This is a genomic window from Actinomadura rayongensis, from assembly GCF_009831215.1.
Lineage (GTDB): Bacteria > Actinomycetota > Actinomycetes > Streptosporangiales > Streptosporangiaceae > Spirillospora > Spirillospora rayongensis.
Genome location: NZ_WUTW01000001.1, coordinates 81,756 through 106,590, shown reverse-complemented (window position 1 = coordinate 106,590; position 24,835 = coordinate 81,756). Strand labels below are relative to the sequence as shown.

Annotated in this window: 26 protein-coding genes; 4 read left to right on the top strand and 22 right to left on the bottom strand. The window is 71.4% G+C overall.

What is annotated here, in order from left to right:
* Positions 1-9: 9 nt before the first annotated feature.
* The 14 genes from nuoK to GQ466_RS00465 form a co-directional block, all read right to left on the bottom strand.
* Positions 10-309, bottom strand: coding sequence for an NADH-quinone oxidoreductase subunit NuoK (gene nuoK, locus GQ466_RS00530; protein ID WP_103564491.1), 300 nt, complete (start codon positions 307-309; stop codon positions 10-12).
* Entirely contained in the window at positions 306-1,187 is an 882-nt protein-coding gene (locus GQ466_RS00525) for an NADH-quinone oxidoreductase subunit J (protein ID WP_337193258.1), read from the bottom strand. Before GQ466_RS00525 ends, nuoK begins: the two co-directional genes overlap by 4 nt.
* The gene (gene nuoI / locus GQ466_RS00520) at positions 1,184-1,717 is read right to left on the bottom strand and encodes an NADH-quinone oxidoreductase subunit NuoI (protein WP_161100812.1); all 534 of its coding nucleotides are present in this window, start codon (positions 1,715-1,717) and stop codon (positions 1,184-1,186) included. Before nuoI ends, GQ466_RS00525 begins: the two co-directional genes overlap by 4 nt.
* Positions 1,704-3,041, bottom strand: a complete 1,338-nt coding sequence (gene nuoH, locus GQ466_RS00515) for an NADH-quinone oxidoreductase subunit NuoH (RefSeq protein ID WP_161100811.1) — start codon at positions 3,039-3,041, stop codon at positions 1,704-1,706. The genes nuoI and nuoH overlap by 14 nt, the downstream gene beginning before the upstream one ends.
* A complete protein-coding gene (locus GQ466_RS00510) occupies positions 3,038-5,473 on the bottom strand; it encodes an NADH-quinone oxidoreductase subunit G (RefSeq protein ID WP_161100810.1) in 2,436 nt (811 codons plus the stop codon). The genes nuoH and GQ466_RS00510 overlap by 4 nt, the downstream gene beginning before the upstream one ends.
* Complete coding sequence (gene nuoF, locus GQ466_RS00505) at positions 5,470-6,768, bottom strand: NADH-quinone oxidoreductase subunit NuoF (RefSeq protein WP_161100809.1); 1,299 nt, start codon at positions 6,766-6,768, stop codon at positions 5,470-5,472. The genes GQ466_RS00510 and nuoF overlap by 4 nt, the downstream gene beginning before the upstream one ends.
* Positions 6,765-7,574 carry an NADH-quinone oxidoreductase subunit NuoE gene (gene nuoE, locus GQ466_RS00500; protein ID WP_161102305.1) on the bottom strand — a complete coding sequence of 270 codons (810 nt, stop codon included), beginning with the start codon at positions 7,572-7,574 and terminating at the stop codon, positions 6,765-6,767. Before nuoE ends, nuoF begins: the two co-directional genes overlap by 4 nt.
* 56 nt (positions 7,575-7,630) lie before the next feature.
* The gene (locus GQ466_RS00495; RefSeq protein WP_161100808.1) at positions 7,631-8,977 is read right to left on the bottom strand and encodes an NADH-quinone oxidoreductase subunit D; all 1,347 of its coding nucleotides are present in this window, start codon (positions 8,975-8,977) and stop codon (positions 7,631-7,633) included.
* Positions 8,974-9,720 (bottom strand): NADH-quinone oxidoreductase subunit C, encoded by a 747-nt coding sequence (locus GQ466_RS00490; RefSeq protein WP_161100807.1) that lies wholly within the window; start codon positions 9,718-9,720, stop codon positions 8,974-8,976. Before GQ466_RS00490 ends, GQ466_RS00495 begins: the two co-directional genes overlap by 4 nt.
* Complete coding sequence (locus tag GQ466_RS00485; protein WP_103564499.1) at positions 9,717-10,271, bottom strand: NuoB/complex I 20 kDa subunit family protein; 555 nt, start codon at positions 10,269-10,271, stop codon at positions 9,717-9,719. The genes GQ466_RS00490 and GQ466_RS00485 overlap by 4 nt, the downstream gene beginning before the upstream one ends.
* Position 10,272: 1 nt before the next feature.
* A complete protein-coding gene (locus tag GQ466_RS00480) occupies positions 10,273-10,632 on the bottom strand; it encodes an NADH-quinone oxidoreductase subunit A (protein ID WP_161100806.1) in 360 nt (119 codons plus the stop codon).
* A gap of 219 nt (positions 10,633-10,851) precedes the next feature.
* Positions 10,852-12,108, bottom strand: coding sequence for a geranylgeranyl reductase family protein (locus GQ466_RS00475; protein ID WP_161100805.1), 1,257 nt, complete (start codon positions 12,106-12,108; stop codon positions 10,852-10,854).
* 147 nt (positions 12,109-12,255) lie between these two features.
* A complete protein-coding gene (locus GQ466_RS00470; protein WP_161100804.1) occupies positions 12,256-12,957 on the bottom strand; it encodes a demethylmenaquinone methyltransferase in 702 nt (233 codons plus the stop codon).
* 45 nt (positions 12,958-13,002) lie between these two features.
* Entirely contained in the window at positions 13,003-13,242 is a 240-nt protein-coding gene (locus tag GQ466_RS00465; RefSeq protein ID WP_161100803.1) for a DUF4229 domain-containing protein, read from the bottom strand.
* 576 nt (positions 13,243-13,818) lie between these two features.
* On the opposite strand from GQ466_RS00465, the gene GQ466_RS00460 reads away from it, so the two are divergent.
* Entirely contained in the window at positions 13,819-14,016 is a 198-nt protein-coding gene (locus GQ466_RS00460) for a BldC family transcriptional regulator (RefSeq protein ID WP_103564504.1), read from the top strand.
* A 78-nt stretch (positions 14,017-14,094) separates the two neighbouring features.
* Here the strand turns inward: GQ466_RS00460 and GQ466_RS00455 are convergent, their stop codons facing one another.
* Positions 14,095-14,355 (bottom strand): hypothetical protein, encoded by a 261-nt coding sequence (locus GQ466_RS00455; protein ID WP_103564505.1) that lies wholly within the window; start codon positions 14,353-14,355, stop codon positions 14,095-14,097.
* 34 nt (positions 14,356-14,389) lie between these two features.
* A complete protein-coding gene (locus GQ466_RS00450; protein ID WP_161100802.1) occupies positions 14,390-15,415 on the bottom strand; it encodes a hypothetical protein in 1,026 nt (341 codons plus the stop codon).
* 113 nt (positions 15,416-15,528) lie between these two features.
* On the opposite strand from GQ466_RS00450, the gene GQ466_RS00445 reads away from it, so the two are divergent.
* Positions 15,529-15,819, top strand: a complete 291-nt coding sequence (locus GQ466_RS00445) for a PLDc N-terminal domain-containing protein (RefSeq protein WP_161100801.1) — start codon at positions 15,529-15,531, stop codon at positions 15,817-15,819.
* Between the two features lie 4 nt (positions 15,820-15,823).
* On the opposite strand, the gene ccsB is transcribed toward GQ466_RS00445, so the two are convergent.
* Both ccsB and resB read right to left on the bottom strand, forming a co-directional pair.
* The gene (ccsB, locus tag GQ466_RS00440; RefSeq protein WP_337193257.1) at positions 15,824-16,774 is read right to left on the bottom strand and encodes a c-type cytochrome biogenesis protein CcsB; all 951 of its coding nucleotides are present in this window, start codon (positions 16,772-16,774) and stop codon (positions 15,824-15,826) included.
* Between the two features lie 5 nt (positions 16,775-16,779).
* The gene (gene resB, locus GQ466_RS00435; RefSeq protein ID WP_161100800.1) at positions 16,780-18,384 is read right to left on the bottom strand and encodes a cytochrome c biogenesis protein ResB; all 1,605 of its coding nucleotides are present in this window, start codon (positions 18,382-18,384) and stop codon (positions 16,780-16,782) included.
* Positions 18,385-18,536: 152 nt separating this feature from the next.
* Here resB and GQ466_RS00430 point away from each other — a divergent pair, with 152 nt between their 5' ends.
* Positions 18,537-19,733, top strand: a complete 1,197-nt coding sequence (locus GQ466_RS00430; RefSeq protein WP_161100799.1) for an RNA-guided endonuclease InsQ/TnpB family protein — start codon at positions 18,537-18,539, stop codon at positions 19,731-19,733.
* A gap of 32 nt (positions 19,734-19,765) precedes the next feature.
* Here GQ466_RS00430 and GQ466_RS00425 read toward each other — a convergent pair whose 3' ends face one another.
* From GQ466_RS00425 to GQ466_RS00410, 4 genes are read right to left on the bottom strand one after another with little or no spacing between them, the layout of a single operon-like run.
* Complete coding sequence (locus tag GQ466_RS00425) at positions 19,766-20,506, bottom strand: cytochrome c biogenesis CcdA family protein (protein ID WP_161100798.1); 741 nt, start codon at positions 20,504-20,506, stop codon at positions 19,766-19,768.
* A 4-nt stretch (positions 20,507-20,510) separates the two neighbouring features.
* The gene (locus GQ466_RS00420) at positions 20,511-21,092 is read right to left on the bottom strand and encodes a TlpA family protein disulfide reductase (RefSeq protein ID WP_337193256.1); all 582 of its coding nucleotides are present in this window, start codon (positions 21,090-21,092) and stop codon (positions 20,511-20,513) included.
* Positions 21,093-21,136: 44 nt separating this feature from the next.
* Entirely contained in the window at positions 21,137-21,775 is a 639-nt protein-coding gene (locus tag GQ466_RS00415; protein ID WP_161100797.1) for a histidine phosphatase family protein, read from the bottom strand.
* A 24-nt stretch (positions 21,776-21,799) separates the two neighbouring features.
* The gene (locus GQ466_RS00410) at positions 21,800-22,402 is read right to left on the bottom strand and encodes a hypothetical protein (protein ID WP_161100796.1); all 603 of its coding nucleotides are present in this window, start codon (positions 22,400-22,402) and stop codon (positions 21,800-21,802) included.
* 152 nt (positions 22,403-22,554) lie between these two features.
* On the opposite strand from GQ466_RS00410, the gene GQ466_RS00405 reads away from it, so the two are divergent.
* Positions 22,555-24,756 (top strand): hypothetical protein, encoded by a 2,202-nt coding sequence (locus tag GQ466_RS00405; protein ID WP_161100795.1) that lies wholly within the window; start codon positions 22,555-22,557, stop codon positions 24,754-24,756.
* The last annotated feature ends 79 nt before the right edge of the window (positions 24,757-24,835 follow it).

Sequence of the window (24,835 nt, the reverse complement as noted above, 5' to 3'; positions counted from 1 at the left end):
CCTGGCCTCTCAGTACTTCAGCAGGTTCGCGTCGTCGACCGACGAGGACCTGCGCGTCCGGAAGATGGTCATGAGGATCGCCAGGCCCACCACGACCTCGGCCGCCGCCACGACCATCACGAAGAACGCGATGATCTGGCCGTCGAGGTTGCCGTGCATCCGAGCGAAGGTGACGAACGCGAGGTTCGTGGCGTTGAGCATCAGCTCGACGCACATGAACAGCACGATCGCGTTGCGGCGGACGAGCACGCCGAGCCCGCCGATCGTGAACAGCACCGCCGACAGCGCAAGGTAGTGACCCGGACTCATGCGGTTCCTTCCGTGTCGGTGCCGCGGTAGACCTGGCGCGAGCCCTCGCCGGCGCCGTGGGCCTCGGCGGTGGACTGCCGGACGGCCTCCACGTCCGTCGCGACGGCCTCCCGCTCGGAGAGGCCGTCGAGGTCGGGGTGGCGCTCGGCCGTGTCGGCGCGGGCGGTGAGGACGGGGCTGACCGACAGCTCCGACGGGGTGCCGTCCGGCAGCAGCGCGGGCATGTCGACCGCGTTGTGCCGGGCGTAGGTGCCCGAGATCGGCAGCGGCCCGGGGTCGCGGCCGGACAGGAACCGGCGCTGCGACAGTTCGCGCTGCGTCGGCTTCGGGGTCGTCCGCTCGCGGTGCGCGAGGACCATCGCGCCGAGCGCGGCGGTGATGAGCAGCGCGCTCGTCGCCTCGAAGGCGAACACATAGCGGGTGAACAGCAGCCGGGCCAGGCCGAGGACGTTGCCGTCGGCGTTGGCGCGGGCCAGGCCCGCCGCGTCCCCGACGGCCGCGTTGCCGAGCCCGGCGGCCAGCAGGACGACGAACCCGATCGCCGCGATCGCCGCCCACAACCGCTGTCCCCGGATCGTCTCCACCAGCGAGTCGGTGGACGTGACGCCGACGAGCATCAGCACGAACAGGAACAGCATCAGCACCGCGCCGGTGTACACGATGACCTGCACGAACGCCAGGAACGGCGCCCCTTCGATCGCGTACAGCGCGGCGAGGCAGAGCATCACGACGGCCAGCAGCAGCGCCGAGTGCACGGCCCGCCGCATGAAGATCATCCCGAGCGCGGCCAGCGTGGACACGATCGCGAGCAGCCAGAAGAAGAACGGCTCCCCCGACTGCGCGTCCGCGACGTGGCCCGCGAGAATCTGGGCGCTCACCGGGCCTCACCGCCCTCGTCGGGCTGGAGGCCGAGCCGGTAGTAGTCCTCCTCGGTGGAGCCGAGCCGCATGGCGTGCGGCGGCGTCTCCATGCCCTCGCGCAGCGGCGCGAGGAGCATGTCCTTGGTGTAGATCAGGCTCTCGCGGCTGTCGTCGGCCAGTTCGTACTCGTTGGTCATCGTCAGCGCCCGCGTCGGGCACGCCTCGATGCACAGCCCGCACAGGATGCAGCGCAGGTAGTTGATCTGGTAGACGCGGCCGTACCGCTCGCCCGGGGAGTAGCGCTCGTCCTCGGTGTTGTCGGCCCCCTCCACGAAGATCGCGTCCGCGGGGCACGCCCACGCGCACAGTTCACAGCCGACGCACTTCTCCAGGCCGTCCGGCCAGCGGTTGAGCTGGTGGCGGCCGTGGAAGCGCGGCGCGGTCGGCTTCTTCACCTCGGGGTACTGGACGGTCTCGCTTTTGGTGAACATCTGGTGGAACGAGACCCCGAACCCCTTCACGGGGTTCAGGAAGTCAGTGAAGCCCACTGCCGACCTCCTCACGAGCGGTTGCGGTCCCCCGGCCGGACGGTCCGGGGCGGCCGTGGTAGTGCGGCGCGTCGAGCGGCGGGACGGGGAACCCGCCCGCGTCCGGCGGCGCCTGCGGACTCTCCGCGGTGTCCTCGTCGCTCCCGTCGGACCGGCCGCGCAGCGCGTCCCACAGCAGCGAGAGCACGAGGACCACGACCGCGACGCCCACCGCGTACAGCAGGATCGTCCGGATGTCGCGGCCCTCGTTCTGCAGCGCCTTCACCGTCGCGACGATGAGGATCCAGCCGATGGAGATCGGCATGAGGACCTTCCAGCCGAGCTTCATGAGCTGGTCGTAGCGGACGCGGGGCAGCGAGCCGCGCAGCCAGATGAAGAAGAAGATGAACAGCCACAGCTTGACGAGGAACCACAGCACCGGCCACCACCCGGTGTTCGCCCCGGCCCACACGGTGGAGATCGGGGCGGGCGCGCGCCAGCCGCCGAGGAACAGCGTGGTGGCGAGCGCGGACAGGGTGGCGAGGTTGATGTACTCGGCGAGGAAGAACATCGCGAACTTCAGCGACGAGTACTCGGTGTGGAACCCGCCGACCAGTTCGCCCTCGCCCTCGGGGAGGTCGAACGGGATGCGGTTGGACTCGCCCATCATCGTGATGACGTAGATGACGAACGACGGCAGCAGCAGCACCGCGAACCAGCGGTCGTGCTGCGCGGCGACGATCCCGCTGGTCGACATCGTCCCGGCGAACAGGAACACCGCGACGAACGACAGCCCCATCGCGATCTCGTAGGAGATCACCTGTGCGGACGAGCGGAGCCCGCCGAGCAGCGAGTAGGGCGACATCGACGACCAGCCGGCGAGCACGATCCCGTAGACGCCCATCGAGGACATCGCGAGGACGAGCAGCACCGCGACCGGCAGGTCCGTGCCCTGCAGCGCCATGTGGTGCCCGAACACCGACACCGTCGGCCCGAACGGGATGATGATGAACGACACGAACGCCGGGACGGCCGACATGATCGGCGCGAGGACGAACACCACCTTGTCCACGCCGCGCGGGACGATGTCCTCCTTCAGCGCCAGCTTGACGCCGTCCGCGAGCCCCTGGAGCAGGCCGAACGGCCCGGCCCTGTTGGGGCCGACGCGCAGCTGCATCCGGCCGATGACGCGGCGCTCGACCCACATCGACAGCAGGACCGTCAGCACCAGGAACACGAAGATCGCGAGGACCTTGCCGCCGATCAGCCACCACGGGTCGTGCCCGAAGCCGGGCAGCGTCGGGTCCGGCGCCCTGTCCAGCGCCGCCTCCGCCAACACGCTCATGCCGAGCCTCCCGAGGAGATCGTGACCACGCTTGCGGCGGTCGCCCCCACGTCCCTGTGCAGGACGCAGTCCGCCGAGTTCGTCGGGAGCCACACCACCCGGTCGGGCAGGTCCGGGGTGATCTCCAGCGGGAGCGTCACCGCGCCGCGCGGGCCGGTGACGGTGACGGCGGCGCCCGTGCCGGAACCCGCGCCGATCTCGGCGGCGGTGGCGGCCGAGAGGCGGGCGACGGCGGGCTTGGCGGTGCCCGCGAGGTACGGCTCGCCGTCCTGGAGGCGGCCCCGGTCCAGCAGCAGCCGCCACGTCGCGACGACCGCCTCGCCGGCCGCGGGCTGCGGGACGATCCGCGCCCCGACGTTCGGCGGCTCGGGCCGGTCGCCCCGGTAGGCGCCGAGTTCGGCCAGCTCGCGGCGGGCGGCCTCGGGTCCGGGCAGGCCCAGGTGGACGTCCATCTCCCCGGCGAGCGCGTCCAGCACCCGCAGGTCCGACAGCCGTCCGGACTGGCGCAGGACCGTGTCGAAGGACCGTCCCCGGCCCTCCCAGTCCACGAACGTGCCCGCCTTCTCCGCGACCGCCGCGACCGGCAGCACGACGTCGGCGCGGTCGGTGACGGCGCTCGGCCGCTGCTCCAGGCTGACGACGAACGGCGTCGCGTCCAGCGCGGCGAGGACGGCGTCCGGGTCCGGCAGGTCGTAGGGGTCCACCCCGCCGACCAGCAGCGCGCCGAGCCCGCCCGCCGCCGCCTCGGCGACGATCGCGTTCGCGTCGCGGCCCGGCGCGTCCGGCAGGGCCGCCACGCCCCACACCCGCGCGACCTCGGCGCGGGCGGCGGGATCGGCGACCGGCCGGCCGATCGGCAGCAGGCCGGGCAGCGCGCCCGCCTCCAGCGCCCCGCGCTCGCCCGCGCGGCGCGGCACCCAGGCCGTCCGCGCGCCGGTGATCGCGGCGAGCCGCGCCACCGTGGACAGCGCGCCGGGGCTCGCCGCCAGCCGCTCCCCGGCGAGGATCACCGCGCCGGGCTCGGCCAGCAGGTCGCGGATCTCGGCCCGGTCGGCGAGCCCGCCGAGCACCTCGGCCTCCCCGCCCGGGACGGCCGGAACGAGCGTCCCGCCGACCTTCGCCAGCCCGCGCGTCGCGAACGGCGCCACCGCGAACACCTTCAGGCCGTGCTTGCGGAACGCCTTGCGCAGCCGCAGGAAGACGATCGGGGACTCCTCCTCCGGCTCGAACCCGGCGAGCAGCACGACCGGCGCCTTCTCCAGGTCGTCGTAGGAGACCTCGATCGGACGGCCCGCCACCGACGAGGCGAGGAACGCCGTCTCCTCCGCCGAGTGCGGACGCGCCCGGAAGTCCACGTCGTTGGTGCCGAGCGCGATCCGGGCGAACTTGGAGTACGCGTAGGCGTCTTCGAGCGTGACGCGTCCGCCCGTCAGGACCCCGGCCCGGCCGCGCCCCGCCGCGAGCCCGCGCGCCGCGATCTCCAGCGCCTCCGGCCAGGACGCGACCTCCAGCTCACCGCGCTCGTTGCGGACGAGCGGATGCGTCAGCCGCTCCGGACGGGTCTGGTAGGTGAACGCCCACCGGCCCTTGTCGCAGTTCCACTCCTCGTTCACGCGCGGGTCGTCGCCCGCCAGCCGCCGCGTGACCTTCCCGCGCCGGTGGTCGGTGCGCAGCGCGCAGCCGGACGCGCAGTGCTCGCACGCGCTCGGCGTCGAGACCAGGTCGAACGGCCGCGACCGGAACCGGTACGCCGCGCCGGTCAGCGCGCCGACCGGGCAGATCTGGACCGTGTTGCCGGAGAAGTAGGACTGGAACGGCTTGTCCTCGGCCGCGCCGACCTGCTCCTTGGCGCCGCGCTCGAACAGGTCGATGAACGCGTCCCCGGCGATCTGGTCGGAGAACCGCGTGCAGCGCGCGCACTGGATGCAGCGCTCGCGGTCCAGCAGGACCTGCGGCGACAGCGGGATCGGCTTGGGGAACGTCCGCTTGGCCTCGACGAACCGGGACTCGCCGCGCCCGTTGGACATCGCCTGGTTCTGCAGCGGGCACTCGCCGCCCTTGTCGCAGATCGGGCAGTCCAGCGGGTGGTTGATCAGCAGCAGCTCCATCACGCCGTGCTGCGCCTTGTCGGCGACGGCCGAGGTGAGCTGCGTCTTCACCACCATGCCCGGCATGACGGCCGTCGTGCAGGACGCCTGCGGCTTCGGCATGCCGCGCCCGTTGCCCGCGTCCGGGATCTCGACCAGGCACTGGCGGCACGCGCCGACCGGGTCGAGCAGCGGGTGGTCGCAGAACCGGGGGATCTGGATGCCGAGCAGCTCGGCCGCCCGGATGATCAGCGTGCCCTTCGGCACCTCGATCTCGAACCCGTCGATGGTGCAGGACACCATCTCCACGGCCTCGACCGCGCGATCAGAGTTGGTGACAGTCATCGGTTACCTGCCCAGAGCGTGGACTTGGCCGGGTCGAACGGGCAGCCGCCCTGCTCGAAGTGCGCGATGTACTCGTCCCGGAACAGCTTGATGGACGAGACCACCGGGCTCGTCGCGCCGTCGCCGAGGGCGCAGAACGACCGGCCGAGGATGTTGTCGGACAGGTCGAGCAGGGTGTCGAGGTCGTCCTCGGACCCCTGCCCGGCCTCCAGCCGCTTGAGCATCTGCTTGTACCAGTAGGTGCCCTCGCGGCACGGCGTGCACTTCCCGCACGACTCGTGCGCGTAGAACTCCGACCACCGCAGCACCGCGCGGACGACGCAGACGGTCTCGTCGAAGATCTGGAGCGCGCGGGTGCCGAGCATCGACCCGGCCGCGCCGACGGACTCGAAGTCCAGCGGGACGTCCAGGTGCTCGTCGGTGAACAGCGGCGTGGACGACCCGCCGGGCGTCCAGAACTTCAGCCGGTGCCCGTCCCGGACGCCGCCCGCCATCGCCAGCAGCTCCCGCAGCGTGATCCCGAGCGGCGCCTCGTACTGGCCGGGCCGCGTGACGTGCCCCGACAGCGAGAAGATCCCGAAGCCCTGCGACTTCTCCGTCCCCATCGACGCGAACCAGTCCGCGCCGTTGGCGACGATCGAGGGAACCGACGCGATCGACTCGACGTTGTTGATGACGGTGGGCCCGCCGTACAGGCCCGCCACCGCCGGGAAGGGGGGCTTGAGCCTGGGTTGTCCGCGGAATCCCTCCAGCGAGTCGAGCAGCGCCGTCTCCTCGCCGCAGATGTACGCCCCGGCGCCGGTGTGGACGACCAGCTCCAGGTCGTAGCCCGACCCGAGGATGTTCGTGCCGATGTAACCGGCCTCGTAGGCTTCGGCGACCGCGCGCTGCAACCGGCGGATCACGTGCAGGACCTCGCCGCGCACGTAGATGAACGCGTGGTTCGACTTGATCGCGTAGGCGCTGATGATCACGCCCTCGACCAGGACGTGCGGGTTCGCCAGCATCAGCGGGATGTCCTTGCACGTCCCCGGCTCGGACTCGTCGGCGTTCACCACGAGGTAGCGCGGGTTCGGGCTGCTCGGCGGCAGGAAGCCCCACTTCATGCCGGTCGGGAACCCGGCGCCGCCGCGTCCGCGCAGGCCCGAGTCCTTGACGGCCTGGACGATCGCGTCCGGCTCCAGCGTCAGCGCCCTGCGCAGCGCCTGGTAACCGCCCTCCCGCTCGTACCCGGCGCGGGTGAACGAGTCCGGCTGGTTCCAGTTCTTCGTGAGGATGGGAGTCAGCGTGGTCACTGGTTGCGTCCCTCCTGGCTCCCCGGCTTCACCGAGCCGCCGATGGGCTTGCCGGGCTCGTTCGGCGGCGGGTCGGTGACCTCGCCGGGCGTCGGCGGCTCGGCGTCCACCGGACCGGCCGGGACGGGCGGCGCCGCCCAGCCGTTGTCGCGCGCGACCTCCAGCCCCCGCAGCGACTGCGGCCCGGCCTGGACGCCCTCGTGCGCCCGGCCGTCGGGGAAGCCCGCGAGCACCCGCGACGCCTCCTTCCACGTGCAGACCCGGCCAGGCCCGCGCGACGGCGCGACCTCCCGGCCCGCGCGCAGGTCGTCCACCAGCGCCTTGGCCTTCTCCGGCGTCATGTCGTCGAAGAACTCCCAGTTCACCGTCATGACCGGCGCGAAGTCGCAGGCGGCGTTGCACTCGATGCGCTCCAGCGAGACGGTGCCGTCCGGCGTCGCCTCGTCATGGCCGACGCCGACGTGCTCGCTCAGCTCCGCCCAGATCTGGTCGCCGCCCATCACCGCGCACAGCGTGTTGATGCAGACGCCGACGTGGTACTCCCCGACCGGCTTGCGCTTGTACTGCGTGTAGAACGTCGCCACGCCCGTCACCTGCGCGGCCGTGATGCCGAGCAGGTCCGCGCACAGGTCGATGCCGCGCTGGGTGATGTGCCCGTCCACCGACTGGACGAGGTGCAGCATCGGCAGCAGCGCCGACCGCGCCTTCGGGTAGCGGGCGATGATCTCCTTGGCGTCCCGCTCCAGCGCCTCGCGGGTCTCCAGGTCGTACGGCGCCGTCCCGCCGTAGGGCGGTTCGAGCTGCATCGGCTCGCCGTGGTGCTGGCCCGGCTCCTCGCCGACCGGCGGCCCCAGGTGCTCGGTCATCGGTCCACTCCCCCCATCACCGGGTCGATCGAGGCGACCGCGGCGATGACGTCGGCGATCATGCCGCCCTCGGCCATCGCGGGCGTCGCCTGAAGGTTCGTGAACGACGGGTCGCGGAAGTGGACCCGGTACGGCCGCGTCCCGCCGTCGCTCACCACATGGACGCCGAGTTCGCCGCGCGGCGACTCGATCGCCGCGTACGCCTGCCCGGCCGGCACCCGGAAGCCCTCGGTCACCAGCTTGAAGTGGTGGATCAGCGCTTCCATCGACGTGCCCATGATGTGCGCGATGTGCCGGGGCGAGTTGCCCATGCCGTCGACGCCGATCGCGAGCTTGGCGGGCCAGCCGATCTTCTTGTCCTCGATCATCACCGGGCCCTGGACCGTCCGCAGCCGCTCCACGCACTGCTCGACGATCTTCAGCGACTCCTCCATCTCGGCCATCCGCACCAGGTAGCGGCCGTACACGTCGGCCGACTCCTGCGTCGGGACGTCGAAGTCGTAGGTCTCGTACCCGCAGTACGGCTGCGACTTGCGCAGGTCCCACGGGAGGCCGGTCGCGCGCAGGACGGGGCCGGTGATCCCGAGCGCCATGCACCCGGTAAGGTCGAGGTACGCGACGTCCCTGGTCCGGGCCAGGAAGACGGGGTTCTCGTCCATCAGCTTGCGGAGCGCCTTGATGCGCTTCGGCATCCGGTCCAGGTACTCGCGGACCTTCCCGAGCGCGCCGCTCGGCAGGTCCTGGGCAACGCCGCCCGGGCGCACGTACGCCATGTTCATGCGCAGCCCCGAGATCTCCTCGAACAGGTCGAGGGTGTACTCGCGCTCGATGAACCCGTTGAGCATGACCGTCGTCGCGCCCAGTTCCAGGCCGAACGTGGCGATCGCGACCAGGTGGGAGGAGATGCGGTTGAGCTCCATCATCATCACGCGGATGATCTGCGCCCGCTCCGGCACCTGGTCGGTGACCCCGAGCAGCTTCTCCACGCCCAGGCAGTACGCCGTCTCGTTGAACAGCGGGGCGAGGTAGTCCATGCGGGTGCAGAACGTCACGCCCTGCGTCCAGGTGCGGAACTCCATGTTCTTCTCGATGCCGGTGTGCAGGTACCCGATGCCCACCCGGCAGTCGTTGACGGTCTCGCCGTCCAGCGTCAGCACCAGCCGCAGCACCCCGTGCGTGGACGGGTGCTGCGGGCCCATGTTGACGACGAGGCGCTCGTCGGAGCCGTCCTCCGCGCCCGCGACGACCCGGTCCCAGTCCTGGCCGTTGACGTCGAACACGCGCCCCTCGGCCGCCTCGTCGGCGGCGTACGCGTCGTATTCGGTGTACTTCGTGGAACTCATACGTAAGACCTCCGCTCATCCGGCGGGGGGATCTCCGCGCCGCGGTACTCGACGGGGATCCCGCCGAGCGGATAGTCCTTGCGCTGCGGGTGGCCCACCCAGTCGTCCGGCATCTCGATGCGGGTGAGCGCCGGGTGGCCGTCGAACACGATCCCGAAGAAGTCGTAGGTCTCGCGCTCGTGCCAGTTGTTCGTGGGGTAGACGTCCACCAGCGACGGGACGTGGGGGTCCGCGTCGGGGCACGTCACCTCCAGCCGCACCCGGCGGTTGTGGGTGATCGACAGCAGGTGGTAGACGGCGTGCAGCTCGGCGCCCTCGTCCTCGGGGAAGTGCACGCCCGACACGCCGCTGCACAGCTCGAACCGCAGGTCCGGACGGTCGCGCATCTCGCGCGCCACCGCCTTCAGGTGCTCGCGCCGGAGGTGGAACGTCAGCTCGCCCCGGTCCACCACGACGCGCTCGACGGCCGCGCCGAAGTCGGGCAGCGCCGCCGCCAGCGCGTCGGCGACGGCGTCGAACGGGCCGGGCTCGGCCGCGCCGTCCGGGCCGCCGTAGGGACGCTCGGCGTGCGCCTTCGGCCGCTGCCGGACGACGAGCCGTCCGTAGCCTGAGGTGTCCCCGGTCGTCCTCGCGCCGAACATGCCCGTCCGCACGACGGGCTGCTCGCGGCGCTCCTCGGGGCTCTGCGCGGGCAGCCGGTCGGCGGCCTGCTCGGCCTTCTGCTCCGGGTTCTCCGACGTCATCGCGCCCCTCCCGGCTGGCCGAGCAGCGGGAGCTGCCGCCGCTTGGCCTCCTCCAGCTCGCGGACCTGGCGCGCGCGCTGCGGCCCGAGCTTGGTGTTCTGGATCTTGTCGTGCAGCTTGAGGATCGCGTCCAGCAGCATCTCCGGCCGCGGCGGGCAGCCGGGCAGGTAGATGTCGACCGGGACGATGTGGTCCACGCCCTGCACGACGGCGTAGTTGTTGAACATGCCGCCCGACGACGCGCACACGCCCATCGCGATGACCCATTTCGGCTCGGTCATCTGGTCGTAGATCTGGCGGAGCACCGGCGCCATCTTCTGGCTGACCCGGCCCGCGACGATCATCAAGTCGGCCTGCCGGGGCGTCGCGGAGGCGCGTTCCATGCCCCACCGCGAGAAGTCGTGCCGGGGGTCGCCCGCCGCCATCATCTCGATCGCGCAGCACGCGAGGCCGAACGTCGCCGGCCACACCGAACTCTTGCGCGCCCATCCGGCGACCTGCTCGACCGTCGTCAGCAGGAAGCCGCTGGGCAGCTTCTCTTCGAGACCCATCTCAGTCCCACTCCAGACCGCCGCGACGCCAGATGTAGGCGTACGCCACCAGGACGGTTGCGATGAACAGCACCATCTCGACCAGACCGAAAATCCCCAGGTGGTCGAAGGCGACCGCCCAGGGATAAAGGAAGATGATCTCGATGTCGAAGACGATGAACAGCATCGCCGTCAGGTAGTACTTGATCGGGAAACGTCCGCCGCCGACCGGCTGCGGAGTCGGCTCGATCCCGCACTCGTAGGCCTCCAGCCGGGCGCGGTTCCACCGCTTGGGCCCGGTCATGGACGCCATCAGCACCGAGCCGGCGGCGAAGAGGAACGCCAGCACTCCCAGCACGATGATCGGAACGTAGAGGTCCACGCCCTACCGCCTCCCCTCGGGTCGTACGACGTTGTACGTGGCGCGCACGGGGCCGCGCGCTCGCGCGCGCGGACGCGCCGGGACGGCGAGACCCGCCGTGCGCCCGTGACGCCGGTCACGGGCACGGGTCGCCACCCTAGCCAAGGTGATCAATAGCACTCCCCTCCGGGGGTCAGGTCATGCGAGGCCGTCCGGCCGTCCCGTGCGTCGCCGTCTCGCTCATGCCGCCGGCGCCAGCTTCCGCATCGCGTTGATGACCCGGTCGGCGGCGTCGCCGCCGCGCGGGTCGGTGAGGTTGGCCAGCAGCTTGAGCGTGAACCGCATCAGCGTCGGGTGCGGCAGGCCGTGCGTCGTCAGGAACTTCATCACCCGCGGGTCGCCGATCGCCTGGACGAAGACGCGGGCGAGCGTGAAGTACCCGCCGTGCTCCTCCTTGAGGATGCGCGGGTACTCGTACAGGGTGCGCTCGCGCTGGGCGCGGGTGCGGCGGGCGAGCGCCTGCACCATGATGTCGGCGGCGAGCCGCCCGGACTCCAGCGCGTAGTCGATGCCCTCGCCGTTGAACGGGTTGATCATGCCGCCCGCGTCGCCGACGAGCAGCATCCCGCGCGTGTAGTGCGGCTGCCGGTTGAAGCCCATCGGCAGCGCGGCGCCGCGCGCCGGGCACGTGGCGTGCTCCTCGTCGAACTGCCACTCCGGCGGCATCTGCGCGGTCCAGCCCTTGAGCATGGCGCGGTAGTCGACGTTCTGGAACGCCTTGCTCGTGTTCAGCAGGCCGAGGCCGACGTTGCAGGTGCCGTCCGCGACGGGGAAGACCCACCCGTAGCCGGGCAGCAGGCGCTGGCCGTCCCAGAGTTCGAGCCACGCCTCCATGTACTCGTCGGTGTGGCGCGGGCTCGCGTAGTAGCGGCGGATCGCGACGCCCATCGGACGGTCCTCGCGGCGCCGCAGCCCCATCGCCAGCGACAGCCGGGTGGAGTTGCCGTCGGCGGCGACGACGAGCGGGGCGTGGAACTCGATCTCCTCGCCGTCGTACTTGGCGGTGACGCCGACGACGCGGTCGGTGCGGTCGTCCAGGATCGGTCCCGTGACGTTGCAGCCCTGGTAGAGCTTGGCGCCGGCGTGGACGGCGTGCTCGGCGAGCAGCTGGTCCAGGTCCTCGCGGGTGCGGACGAGCCCGAAGTCGGGGAAGCTCGCGAGTTCGGGCCAGGCCAGCTCGACGCGGGTGCCGCCGCCGTAGATGCGCAGGCCCTTGTTGCGGCTCCAGCCGTCGCCGTTGATGTCGACACCCATCGAGATCAGGGCGCGGACGGCGCGCGGGGTGAGCCCGTCGCCGCAGATCTTGTCGCGCGGGAACGTCGCCTTCTCCAGCAGGAGGACGTCCAGGCCGGCCTGCGCCAGCCAGTAGGCGGTGGACGATCCGGCGGGTCCTGCCCCGACGACGATCACGTCGGCCTGCCGGGTGGAGTCGGTCACAGCGTTCCTCTTAGCTCGTTCGCTTGTGAAGTACTTCACAAGAATCCGTTGGGGAGTCTATTCCTTCCAGAGCACCGGTGGGTACCTCTGGGTGACGGTGGGTTCGGTTCAGTCCGAAAGTCCGGTGAACGTGCGTCCCGAACCAGGTCAGGACGGGTTCAGCGCGTGGTGGAGGGCCGCGACGCCGAACGTCAGGTCGCGCCAGCGGACCTTCGTCCAGCCCGCGTCGGCGAGCAGCGCGGCGAGCGCCGCCTGATCCGGCCACGCGAGCGTCGATTCGGCCAGGTAACGGTAGGAGTCGGGATTGGAACTGACCCTGGCCAGCAACGGCAGCCCGTACCGAAGGTGCGCCCTGTGGCCCAGCGCGAGCAAGGCGTTCGGCGGGTGACTGACCTCACAGACGAGCAGCCGTCCGCCCGGCCGCGTCACCCGGCGCAGCTCGCGCAGCGCCCGCCCGGTGTCGGCGACGTTGCGCAGCCCGAACGAGATCGTGACGGCGTCGAACGCGCCGTCGGCGAACGGCAGCCGCAGCGCGTCCCCCGCGACGAACCGCAGGTGCGCGACGCCGGCCTTGCGCCGGACGCCGACGCGCAGCATCCCGAGCGAGAAGTCGCACGCGACGGTGTCCGCGCCCGCGTTGGCGAACGGCACCGAGGACGTCCCCGTCCCCGCCGCGAGGTCGAGCACGCGCTCGCCCGGCCGCGCGTCCAGGGCCCGGACGACCTCGCGCCGCCACCGGCGGTCCCGCCCCCCGGTCATGAGGGTGTTGAGGAGGTCGTAGCGCTCGGCGGTGTCGTCGAACATCGCCGCCACGTCGGCGGGCTGTTTGTCCAGAGAGGCGCGGGTCATGGCCCCCACCCTAGAAGCACGCTGCCCGCCGCCCGAGGGGCAGGGTCAGGCGTCTTCCTTGGTGCGGGCGTCGCGGAAGCGGGTGCGCTGGCGGCGGACGCCGGTCTCGACGACCGAGGACATCCGGTCGCGCTGGCGCGACAGCAGGACGAAGCTGACCACGCCGCTGATGAGCAGGGACAGCAGGAGCAGCAGGACGCCGCGCGCGCCGACGAGCGCGAGGACGCCCGCGGTGGCGAGGAAGATCGCGAACCGCGCCAGGGTGTAGAGCAGTACTGGTCGCATGACACGTCGAGCGTACCCGCGCGTGCGCGATGCCCGGCGGCGGGGTCGGCGGACGGGGTATTCGCGGCGGTAAAGCGCCCGCGCGACCGAACGTGAGTCATTTTCGATTCTGATCACGCCCGCACAAGAAAATCTGTCGGCCGTCCACTCGGCGCGCGGACGATGACGAACCGGTGACCGGGAACCGGATGTGCGCGCGCCGCGTTCTCCCTAAGATCATGGACGGCGGGATCGTCCGGTCCTCCGGGTTCGTCGCCCGTCGCCGGACCGCGGCCCCGGACGAATCGGCGCCGGACGGACCGTGTCGCGCACGGAACGGCACCGCCGGACGGCACGCGGATTGGCGTTCGCGCCTTTCCGGCCGGCGGCCCGGCCCGCCGCCGCGCCGTGACGGGCGAGGCGGGAGAGAATGCCGTGACAGCGGTCATCAAAGTGGCGTTCACCCCTTGTCATCACTCCAGCTCGGAAAACTACATAGCGTGATGTTTTCCGAAAACAAGGGAGAAACCGGTCGTGAACCGCCACACTAGAAACAGTCCACCCGCACCGAGAGCGGGACAAAGGGGGAGAGAAAACGTGGAGAGCACGAGCGAACGGCTGCTGACCCCCGGGGAGGTCGCCGCCCTGTTCCGGGTCGACCCGAAGACGGTCACCCGATGGGCCGCGGCCGGTCGGATCAGCAGTATCCGGACGCCCGGCGGCCACCGCCGCTTCCGGGAGTCCGAGGTGCACGCCCTGCTGCGCGGCGACGAACCCGTCGGCGCGGAGCGCTAGGACCCGGGACGGACCCCTGCCGCGCGGCGGGAGGGACGGCCGTCTCCGGATCCGGTCCGGCTCCCGGCGGCCCGCCGGTCACTCCTCGGCCCGGCCCGCCTTCCACTCCTCGAACGTGCGCAGCAGGTCGTCGTCCTCGTCCCGCCACCGGCGCCGCTTCTCCTCCAGCTCGGCCTCGGTCAGCGATCCGGCCAGCAGCCGGTCGTAGTCGGGATCGCCCGGACCGATCTCCACGTACGCCTGGGCGATGATCCGACCCTCGGCCGCGTCGTGCCCGGGTTCGGACAGGACGCCGTGGGGAACCCGCAGCGTGCCGTCGGGCAGCCGGATCACGTACATACCCGATCACCTCCGTACCGATCGTCGCGCCGCGTCAGATTCCGTATCTTCGGTTGAAGAACAACATGACCTCAAGGGCCACCCGGATGTTGCCGGCGAGCATATCCACCAGTGCCGGACGCTGCCGGGACGAGATCGCCGCGAACGCGTCCGCGAAGAACTCGCGGCGGCCGAGCGCGTCGCCCTGGAGGTGGAAGTCGCTCGCCAGGTGCGGGCGGCACAGTTCGTAGAGCGCGCGGAACGCCTGGCCGTCGGACTGCCAGGTGCCCGGCTCGCCGTCGATGTCGTCCAGCGCGTGCCCGACCTCGTGCAGCATCACGTCCGGGGTCGGGGACGGCCGGTCGCCCACGACGATCTTCCCGTCGCCGTACGCGCCCGCGCAGATGTCCCACGTCGCGCGGCCGGACGGCAGCGGGCGTCCGGCCAGGTGCCCCATGTCGTCCAGCCGGGGCACGCCGCCCGCGCCGACGTAGATGCCGTCCAGGCCGCCCGCGAGGATCTCCTTCAGGCCGTCCGGCAGCGCCGCGAGGCTGTCGACCGCGCGGATCACCTCCGCCGGCGGCGGGCCCTGCCGCGCGTCCCACTGCCGGTGCAGCACCTGCTCCAGCACGCCGCAGTGGCGGCGTCCGTCGGCGGCGTGCGGCAGGCCCGGCGGGTGCGGCTCGGCGCGGGGCAGCGCGTGGTCCAGCTCGTAGGCGCGCCACCACTCGGGGCGGCGCGGACGCGCCGGGGCGTCGCGCCGGCCGAACCGGGGCCGGGCGGGCTCGGCCGGGGCGTCGGCGGAGCGGGCGTCGGGCGCGGCGCGCAGGTCGACGCGCGGATCGTCGTCGCGGCCCGCCTTGCGGAACCGGCCGAACCGGTCCCGGGGCTGGCTGCCGCGCGGGCGGGGCGCCCGCGGTTCGGCCCGGCGCGCGGCGCCGTCCGCGCTGCCGTCGGCGGCCCGGCCCGCGTCCGCGCCGCCCGAATCCGGCCCCGCGTCGCGGTTCCCGTCCGGGACGGCCCGGCCGAACTCCCGCCACCGCGCCTCGCGCGGCTTGCGGTGGATGCCTCTGAAGCGCATCGGGCTCCTCGCTCAGGGACCCCCGCTGCCGCCGGGCGTCCGGGCCTCCGAGGCAGGGTAAGCCCACGGCCGACGCCCCGTCACCCCCGCATGTCACGGGTTACCCTCGCATCATGGCGTATGCGCTGGTCGCCCTGGTCATCGTCGGAGCATGGCTGTTCTGCCTCTTCGACGTCATCACGACGGAAGAGGGAGAGGTGCGTCGGCTGCCCAAGTTCGCTTGGTTCGTCGTGACGCTGTTCGGGTTCCTGCCGGGGGCGCTGCTGTGGCTCGCGTTCGGCCGTCCGCGCGTGCGGGCGCGCGTGCTGACGCCGTCGCTCGGCGGCGGCTATGGGCCGAAGGGCCCGGACGACGACCCGGAGTTCCTGCGCGACCTCGACCGCAGGCTCCGGGGCGACGACTGAACCGTCAGGCGTAGGAGTGCATCCCGGAGAACATGTAGTTCACGCCGAAGAAGTTGAACAGCAGCGCCGCGAACGCGATCAGCGACAGGACCGCGGCCTTGCGACCCTTCCAGCCGGCCGTCGCGCGGGCGTGCAGGTAGGCGGCGTAGACGATCCAGGTGACGAAGGACCAGACCTCCTTGGGGTCCCAGCTCCAGTAGCTGCCCCAGGCGTCGTCGGCCCAGATCGCGCCCATGATGATCGCGGCCGTCCAGACCGGGAAGCCGAACATCGTGACGCGCAGCGCGAGCCGGTCCAGGTCCTCGGTGGACGGGACGCGCGACCAGAACCCGCCGGGCGCGTCCACCGCGCGGGCGGCGTCGCGGCGCTCGCGCACCAGGTACAGGATCGTCGCGCAGCCCGCGACGGTGAACGCGCCGGTCGCGGTGATCGCGGCGGTGACGTGGATGGCGATCCAGTACGAGTTCAGCGCCGGTGAGACCGGGCCCGCCGAGTCGTACAGCCAGATGTTGGCGACGCCGAGCGCGATGACGGCGGCGAGCGTGACGAACGCGCCGAGGAAGCGGGCGTTGAAGCGGACGAGCACGACGAGGAAGGCCGTCATCGCGGCGAACGCGATCGCGGTCAGGAACTCGTACATGTTGCCCCACGGCCAGCGGGACACCGCGAGGCCGCGCGTCACGAGGACGGCGAGGTGGGCGAGCCAGCCGAGCGCCGTCAGCGTCACCGCGAGCCTGGCCCAGTCGGTGCGCCGCACCGGCTCGGCCGGAGCCTCGGCCGGTTCCTCGGTGGCGGGGCCGCCCGCGCCGACGAGCACCTTCTTCTCCACGGCGGCCTCGGCGCGGCGCCGGCCGAACCCGAGATCGGCGGCGTAGGAGACCATCGCGACGATGTAGAGCACGACGGTCGTCAGCATGAGCTTGTCGCTCAGGTTCGCGAGGTCGGCACTGTCCACCCCGGTCACTCCTTTGTCTGGGTTTCGGCCGGTTCGGGCTCGCCGCGCAGCGCGGTGACGACGGCGTCGAACTCGGGGGTCGGGTTGCCCAGCGTGAGGCCGCCGACCTCCACCACCGTACGCCCGTCGTCTCCGGCGCTCGCACGGACCCACACCCTGCGGCGCCGGACGGTGAACGACGCGACGAGCCCGGCCACCGCGAGGATCGCGGCGATCAGCGCGGGCAGGCGGCCGGGGTCGCGGTTGACCGAGAGGGTCGTCCACTCCTTGAGGCCGTCGAACGTGACCGTCCCGGCGCCGTCGGGGAGCTTGAAGCTCTCGCCGGGCTCCAGCAGCTTCACGCCGCCCTTGATCGGGTTCAGCGTCTTGCCGAGCCCTTCGAGCTTGTAGACCGACTGCGGGGTGCCCGAGTCCAGCCCGAGGTCGCCCTTGAACGCGGTGATGGTGATGACCGGGCGCAGCGGGGCCGGGAAGCCCGACACGATCTGCTTCTGGTCGGACGACGCCATCGCCGTCGGCCACAGGATCGCGTAGAAGGCGAGTTGCTCGGGCTGCGCGTCCGGGACCTTGATGACGCCCTCGGACGTGAGGTTGCGCGGCTCCAGCGGCAGGAACGGCACCGAGTCCTGGAAGGCGACCTGGCCCTTGGCGTCCCGGACGGTGAACACCGGCGAGTACCCGTGCCCGAGCAGGTACACCTTCGCGCCGCCGACCTTCAGCGGGTGGTTCAGCTTGAGGTCGTAGGGCTTCTCGGGCGCGGACGGGCTCGTCCGGTACCGCAGCCTCCCGGTGAAGTCGGTGGCCTGGCCGCGCTTGTCGCCCTTCAGCTCGTACTTGGCGCGGAAGTCGTCCAGCGTCAGCGAGAACGGCGCCAGCTCGCTCGTGTCGAAGCGGCGGCCGGGCGAGAACTGGTCGTAGTTGTTGAGGCCGTTGGCGAACGTCTTGCCCTCGGTCAGCAGGATGTTGCCCTTGTAGCCGAACAGGTTCCCGACGCCGAGCGCGAACAGCAGGCCGAGCAGCGCCAGGTGGAACACGAGGTTGCCGGTCTCGCCGAGGTAGCCCTTCTCGGCGGCGACGGCGGCGCCGCCGGTGTCCGTCCGGAACCGGCGCCCGCGCAGGACGGCCCGCGCCTTGGTCAGGACGTCCTCGGGGCTCTCGTCCGTCGTGTACGTCGCGGTCTGCGGGAGGCGCGCGAGGTTGCGCGGCGCGGCCGGCGGACGCGCCCGCATCCCCTTGTAATGGTGCACCGCGCGGGGCACCACGCAGCCCGCCAGCGACACGAACAGCAGGATGTAGATCGCCGCGAACCACGGCGCGGAGAACACGTCGAACAGCGACAGCCGGTCGAACAGCGGCCCGAGCGTGTGGTGGTCGTCCAGGTACTTGGTGACGCGCTCGGGCGCCTGCGGACGCTGCGGCAGCGCCGACCCCGGCACCGCGCCGAGCGCCACGAGGAACAGCAGGATCAGCGCCGTCCGCATCGTGGTGAGCTGCCGCCACGCCCAGCGCAGCCAGCCGAGCGGCCCGATCCCCCTCGGCCGCGGCGGCTCGTCCGCCGCCCGCCGCGCGGCCGGACGTTCCAGCCCCGCCTCGGTCTCCGTGTCCGTCATCGGATCACCTCCGCGGATCGTCCATCCCTCAGAGCGCGGGAACAACGGAATCCCGTGGCGGATGAAGCGTACGGATTCACTTTTCGGGCAATTCGTCGCTCGACATCCTCAGTCCGCCCACCGGCGCGCTTTGACGTACTAGATTGCGGCTCATGGCCACGTCCGTGAAGCGGGCGTTCAAATACCGCTTCTATCCGACCGACGCACAGGCGACCGAGCCGTCGCGTACTTTCGGCTGTGTGCGCAAGGTCTATAATATGGCGCTTGCCGCCCGTACCGAAGCGTGGGCACGGAAGCAGCGCATCAGCTACGGCGGCACGTCGGCGATGTTGACGGCGTGGAAGAAGACCGAGGAACTGGCCTACCTCAACGAAGTCTCCGCCGTCCCCCTCCAGCAGGCGCTGCGGCACCTGCAGACGGCCTTCGCCAACTTCTTCGCCAAACGGACCGGGTACCCCCGCTTCAAGTCCAAGAAGAAATCGCACAGATCGGCGGAGTACACCACCAGCGCATTCCGTTACCGCAACGGCGAACTGCGTCTGGCCAAGATGGCCGAGCCGTTGGCGATCGTCTGGTCCCGGCCGCTGCCAGAGAACGCGAAGCCTTCGACGGTCACGGTGTCCCGGGACAGTGCCGGACGCTGGTTCGTGTCCATGCTGTGCCGAGACTCGCAAATCAGGCCGTACCCTGCCACCGGCACGGCCGTCGGCATCGACCTCGGGCTGGACCGTCTGCTGACGCTCTCCACCGGAGAGACGATCGCCAACCCCCGACACGAACGCAAGGACCGCGCCCGCTTGGCCAAGGCTCAGCGCGCGCTGGCGCGCAAGGCCAAGGGGCAAGGCTCCAACCGAGCCAAGGCCCGGCGTGCGGTCGCCAGGATCTATGCGCGGATCGCCGACCGGCGCCGCGACCATCTCCACAAAATCTCGACTCGCCTGGTGCGTGAGAACCAAACGCTGGTGATCGAGGACCTTGCCGTGCGCAACATGATCAAGAACCGGAGCCTGGCGCGAACCATCAGCGACGCGGGGTGGTCGGAGTTCCGGAACATGCTGGAATACAAAGCGTCCTGGCACGGCCGCGAACTGGTGGTCGCCGACCGCTGGTTCCCTTCGTCCAAGCTCTGCTCTGGTTGCGGCGCGAAGCGGGACACGATGCCGCTGAACGTCGGGGCCTGGACGTGCCGGACCTGCGGAGCGCGACATGACCGGGACGTCAACGCAGCCAAGAATCTCCTGGCCGTCGGGCTGACGGCATCCGTCTTTGGAGCTGATGTGAGACCTCAACGGAGCACTCCGGGCAGGCGGTCGGCGACGAAGCAGAAACCCACGCGGCGCGAGCCGTGAGGATCTCCTCCATTGGTAGCGAGAGAAGCCAACTACATCACCGGTTCAAAGCCGTTGATCCACGACTTCAGCTCGATCGTCAGGTCGTTCCACACTCCGGTCACCAGCAGGACGCCGATCACCACGAGCATTCCGCCCCCGATGCGCATCACCAGGGGATAGTGCCGTTTCACCGCGCCGAACGCGCCGAGCGCCCGCCGGTAGGCGAGCGCGGCGGCGAGGAACGGCAGGCCGAGGCCCGCGCAGTAGGCCAGCGACAGCAGCGCGCCGCGTCCGGCGCTGCCCTCGCTGAACGACAGCGTCTGGACGGCCGCGAGCGTCGGGCCGATGCACGGCGTCCAGCCGAGCCCGAACAGCACGCCGAGGACGGGCGCGCCCGCCAGGCCCGCCGCCGGGACGCGGCCGGACTTCACCGTACGCTGCAGCCCGGGCACGAAGCCCATGAACGCGAACCCGAACACGATCGTCACGGCGCCGAGGACGCGGCTGATCGGGTCGGCGTACTCGGCGAGCCAGCGGCCGAGGCCGCCCGCGAGCGTGCCCATCGCGACGAACACGGCGCTGAACCCGGCGACGAACAGCGCGACGCCGAGCGTCAGGCGGCCCCGGCGGCGGTCGGCGAGGTCCGCGCCGGTCATGCCGGTCACGTACGACAGGTAGCCGGGGACGAGCGGCAGCACGCACGGCGAGGCGAACGAGACGAGCCCGGCCACGGCCGCGAGCGGCGCCGCGGCCAGCAGCGACCCGTCGGAGACCGTCTGACCGACGCTCATGGCGTCATTTCTCGGCCGCGACGGCGGTGACGAGCGGCTTGAGCGCGGAGTAGGTCGTCGCGCCGATGACGCGGACGGCCACGCGGCCCCGCCGGTCGAGGATGAGGGTGCTCGGGATCGCGTTCGGCGGGACGTCCCGGAACGCCAGCCCGATCTGCCCGGAGCCGTCGAACACGCTCGGGTAGGTGATCTTGAAGCGGCGGTCGAAGGCGCGGGCGTTCTGCGGCGAGTCCTTGAAGTTGACGCCGAGGAACTCGACCCCGCTCGCCTTGGTCTCGGTGTGGACCTGCTCCAGCGACGGCGCCTCGCCCCGGCACGGCGCGCACCACGACGCCCAGAAGTTCACGACCGTCACCTTGCCGCGCAGCGCGGCGAGCGAGACCGGCTTGCCGTCCAGGGTCGTGCCGGACGCCGACTGCGGGCCCTTCCGTTCCCCGGCCGGGATCTTCTGGACGTTGCCGTCGCCGGAGATGAACCGGTTGCCGCCGGGATCGCCCTTGGCGCCCGTCTCGGCGCAGCCGGCCAGCAGCCCGCACAGCGCGACGGCTCCGGCGGCGACGCGCAAGGGGGAGACTCGGGGGTTCACGGACCCTCCTACTACAGGATGTAGTACTGAATCTAGCGGCGGCGTCACGCCCCGGCGACACCGGGGCCGGTGCCGAGCCCGGCGGCGGGCTCGGCGTAGGCGACCTCGACCAGGCGCGTGTCCTCGAACGTCAGGCTGGTGACGCTCGCCAGATCGCACTCGCGGCGGGTCGGGTGGTGCCAGAGGCGGCGGTGCTCGGCGTGCAGCCGCAGGATCCAGATCGGCAGCTGGTGGCTGACGCACACGGCCTCGTGCCCGCGCGCGGTGTCGCGGGCGCGGATCACCGCCGACCGCATCCGCGCGGCGAGCGTCCGGTACGGCTCGCCCCAGGACGGACGGAACGGGTTCACCAGGTACCGCCAGTGCTCCGGGCGCCGCAGCGACCCGGCGCCCACCCCGAACGTCAGGCCCTCGAAGTGGTTGTCGGCCTCGATGAGGCGGTCGTCCACGGTGACCGGCAGCGCGAACGTCTCGGCGAGCGGCGCGGCGGTCTCCAGGGCGCGCTGCATCGGCGAGGAGAACAGCGCGGTGACGTCGCGTCCCTCGAACCAGCGCGCGGCGGCCTTGGCCATGAGGACGCCGTCCTCGCTGAGCCGGTAGCCGGGCAGCCGCCCGTACAGGACGCCGTCGGGATTGTGGACCTCGCCGTGCCGGAGCAGGTGGACGATCGTGGTGTCAGTCATGGCGCAGCCAGGGTACCCGCGCGGTCAGGGTGCGCCCGCACGCGTCCAGGCGTGCCGGGCGCGGAAGGCGTCGTCGCCGGTCGCGTACGCGCGGAAGGCGCGGCGGACGGCGTCGAGGTCGGCGGTCGTCCGGTACAGGACGCCGTCGCGCTTGTGCTCCAGCTCGTAGGCGTCGCCCTCGGGCGAGGCCTGGACGAAGTGGCGGCCGAAGACGACCAGCGCCGCGAACGGATTGGCCGGGCCGAGGCGGCCGAGCGCGTCGTTCACGAGGTTCAGGTCGGGATCGGTGATGACGAGCCCGTCTCCGGTGTGGAGCTGCATGCCCTCGTGGACGCCGCGCGGGCCGAGGTTGTGGACGAGGCCCCTCCCTCGGTCGTACAGGACGAGCCCGTGCGCGCGGGCCAGCCGGTACGCGGCGTTCGCGACCGCGTCCTCGTGCTCGGGGCCGGCCTGGACGCGGGCGCGCTTTCCGCCGTCGACCTCGATCTCGGCGCCGGGTTCGGCTTTCAGGTCGTCGGCGAACGCGGTGACGGCGGGGTGCGGGGCGAGGCCGTCCAGGTCGGTCGCGGCGGCCTCGCCGGGGGTGACGGGCGCGGACGCGTGCCAGGCGGTCAGCTCGGAACTCATCCGTCCATGATCCCAGGGGCAGGGCACGGTCGGTTCAAACAAAATACGTACGAGTAATAAATACGCGTGGACGTCCTCTAGCGGACAGCCAGCCCGGGAACACCCGACCCTATAATCGCCTGGTCGCAGCGCACAAAAAGAATCGGGGCAGGATGGGCGAGTACGACCGGTACGCACGATGGGCCGACGACAATAAGGCATGGATCGACGCCTACGAAAACCTCCGTCGCTCTCCGAATGGTTTCTCCTTCGTCCGGAAACTCGCCAAGCCTGAACTGGAGGACCGGTACGCGGTCGGCGATTCCTATCTCTTCAGGACGCGCCGCGCCGAGGCCGCCGCCGACGCGGCGCAGTACGACGCGGAATACGAGCCCCGCTGGGAGGATTACGAGGCCGGAATGGGCGCCTACCTCGCGGTCGGCAAGGAATTCCTCGACCAGGCGACCGATCCGGGCAGGGACCTCGGGGCGAAACACGAACTGCTCGCCCGGGACCGGGACGCGGCCTTCCTCATGCACAACGCGGCCGTCCTGTGGCTGGAGCGCAACGAGGGCGCCCCGCGGGGCACGGCGCAGGACTACGAAGAAGTGCTCAAGGCGCTGTGGCTCGACAAGCTGCGCACCTACCACCCCGAATGGGAGGCGGGCGCGCCCACGGCGCGGCAGGCCGCGCTGCGCCGCCATCTGCTCGGCCGCGACGACCAGGACGTCATTCCCGTCTGGGACGACGCGCGGCTGCCCGGCGTGCGCGCGGCGTCGCACGTCACGCTCGGCAAGGTGCTGCTGCGCGGCGACCCGCCGCTTCCGGCCGGCCACCTCGCGCATCCTTCGTCGTGGGGGCTGTTCCTCGTCTCACCGCTGAACGACGCCGACCGGGGCTTCTACGCGCCGGACGCCGAGGACGCCGCCTGGGTCCGGCGGCTGTCCGCCCGCGGCGTGCCGGACACGGTGTTCCGCCACGACCCGGCCCGCTTCCAGGTGTACGAGATCGTGCCCCGGCCGTACGGCGACCCCTCCGTCGCCACGCCCGGCGTGTACCTGAACCGGTCGCAGGCGCACGGGCGCGACGACTTCCTCACGTTCCTCCCGGCCGGCGGCGGGCCGCTGGTGTTCTGCACCAAGGGCGTCGGCAGCGACCCCGCGCTCATCGGCTCCCCGACGGCTCGCGACTACGAGTTCGTCAAGAGCTACGCCACCGCCTTCAAGGATCCGAGGACCATCGCGTATCCGTTCGCCTACACGACGCTGGCCAGCCAGGAGGGGGCACGGGCCGGGAGCTGGCGCAACATCGGCTTCTGCGCCGCCTACAACGGCGACGAGATCGCCATCGTCGACCACCTCAACTTCCAGGCGATGCACCAGGCCGCCGCGCACAACCCGTTGACGCAGAACCATCACGGATTCGTCCAGGCCATCGCCTGCGTGGAGATCAACGCGCTGCCACGGACGCGCGTACGGCTCCCGGCGACGCTGCTGGACGACATCGAGGCGGACGTCATCGGCTACCCGGTCCAGCTCGTCACGGCCTCCCCCGTCGAGACGTGCCTGCGCCTCAGCCGTGAGGGCAACGCGCAGGACTACGTCCTCGGCGACCCGCTGCTCGAGGCGGACGAGTGGCAGCGCTGCTTCACGTCCGTCCCGGTGCCCGCCGCGGTCGCGAAGGCGATCGACGACGACCTCGCCGCGCTCGAGGCCGACATCCGCGCGTACGTGGACAAGAACGACTGGACCACGGTCGTCGGCTATCCCGAGGCCGAACTCGGCACCCGGCTCGCGTTGCTCCGGCGCCGGATGTCCCTGGCCGTCCAGGCGACCTACCTCGCGCTCGCGAGCTGGCAGGTGTTCCTCTCCGCCGGCTGGGCCAGCGACACCTACACCGGCTCGTTCTCCGGACGGAACTTCAACTCCGGGCCGCGCGACTCCAACGAGTGGGGGCCGCTGGACCGGCCGTCCGAGGCGCAGGAGTACGGGAAACCGGCGGGCGAAGGGGAGCTGTGCCTGCACATCGACCTCGCCAATTTGCGGGGACTGCTCACGACGAGCGGAGAACTCCAGAAGGCTCTCCTTCTGTCCGCCGGCACGTACCCCAGCAGGGAAGAGGGCGACGCGGCCTACTACGAAGCCACCGGCCTCTGGGCGGGTTGCGCGCTCGCCGAGCTCAGCATCGCCGTCACGCGGGCGTTGTCGGACGCGACGCGGAAGCTGACCGCGGAGATCTGCCCGACCGCCATGACGAAGCCCGCCGGCGACCGGCCCGCGTACATCGCACGAGAGGTCAACACCGTCATCCGGGACTCCCTGAACAGGGCGCCGCGCAGACCTCTCACGACGGCGCTGTTCCCCTGGTGGGCGTGACGCTTCCCGGATCCGGACGCCGACCGTCGCCCCGGCGGGTACCAGCCGGTCACGTGTAGCGGGCCCGGCGGGTCCCGGC

Bases quoted from the DNA above. Each gene is read 5' to 3' on its own strand.
- nuoH (WP_161100811.1), bottom strand. From the start codon at position 3,041: ATGAGCGTGTTGGCGGAGGCGGCGCTGGACAGGGCGCCGGACCCGACG.
- GQ466_RS00415 (WP_161100797.1), bottom strand. From the start codon at position 21,775: ATGACTGACACCACGATCGTCCACCTGCTCCGGCACGGCGAGGTCCAC.
- GQ466_RS00490 (WP_161100807.1), bottom strand. From the start codon at position 9,720: ATGACGTCGGAGAACCCGGAGCAGAAGGCCGAGCAGGCCGCCGACCGG.
- GQ466_RS00410 (WP_161100796.1), bottom strand. From the start codon at position 22,402: ATGAGTTCCGAGCTGACCGCCTGGCACGCGTCCGCGCCCGTCACCCCC.
- resB (WP_161100800.1), bottom strand. From the start codon at position 18,384: ATGACGGACACGGAGACCGAGGCGGGGCTGGAACGTCCGGCCGCGCGG.
- GQ466_RS00510 (WP_161100810.1), bottom strand. From the start codon at position 5,473: ATGACTGTCACCAACTCTGATCGCGCGGTCGAGGCCGTGGAGATGGTG.
- GQ466_RS00445 (WP_161100801.1), top strand. From the start codon at position 15,529: ATGGCGTATGCGCTGGTCGCCCTGGTCATCGTCGGAGCATGGCTGTTC.
- GQ466_RS00470 (WP_161100804.1), bottom strand. From the start codon at position 12,957: ATGACCCGCGCCTCTCTGGACAAACAGCCCGCCGACGTGGCGGCGATG.
- GQ466_RS00450 (WP_161100802.1), bottom strand. From the start codon at position 15,415: ATGCGCTTCAGAGGCATCCACCGCAAGCCGCGCGAGGCGCGGTGGCGG.
- GQ466_RS00405 (WP_161100795.1), top strand. From the start codon at position 22,555: ATGGGCGAGTACGACCGGTACGCACGATGGGCCGACGACAATAAGGCA.
- nuoK (WP_103564491.1), bottom strand. From the start codon at position 309: ATGAGTCCGGGTCACTACCTTGCGCTGTCGGCGGTGCTGTTCACGATC.
- GQ466_RS00430 (WP_161100799.1), top strand. From the start codon at position 18,537: ATGGCCACGTCCGTGAAGCGGGCGTTCAAATACCGCTTCTATCCGACC.
- nuoE (WP_161102305.1), bottom strand. From the start codon at position 7,574: ATGCAGCTCGAACCGCCCTACGGCGGGACGGCGCCGTACGACCTGGAG.
- GQ466_RS00425 (WP_161100798.1), bottom strand. From the start codon at position 20,506: ATGAGCGTCGGTCAGACGGTCTCCGACGGGTCGCTGCTGGCCGCGGCG.
- GQ466_RS00495 (WP_161100808.1), bottom strand. From the start codon at position 8,977: ATGAGTTCCACGAAGTACACCGAATACGACGCGTACGCCGCCGACGAG.
- GQ466_RS00485 (WP_103564499.1), bottom strand. From the start codon at position 10,271: ATGGGTCTCGAAGAGAAGCTGCCCAGCGGCTTCCTGCTGACGACGGTC.
- GQ466_RS00455 (WP_103564505.1), bottom strand. From the start codon at position 14,355: ATGTACGTGATCCGGCTGCCCGACGGCACGCTGCGGGTTCCCCACGGC.
- GQ466_RS00465 (WP_161100803.1), bottom strand. From the start codon at position 13,242: ATGCGACCAGTACTGCTCTACACCCTGGCGCGGTTCGCGATCTTCCTC.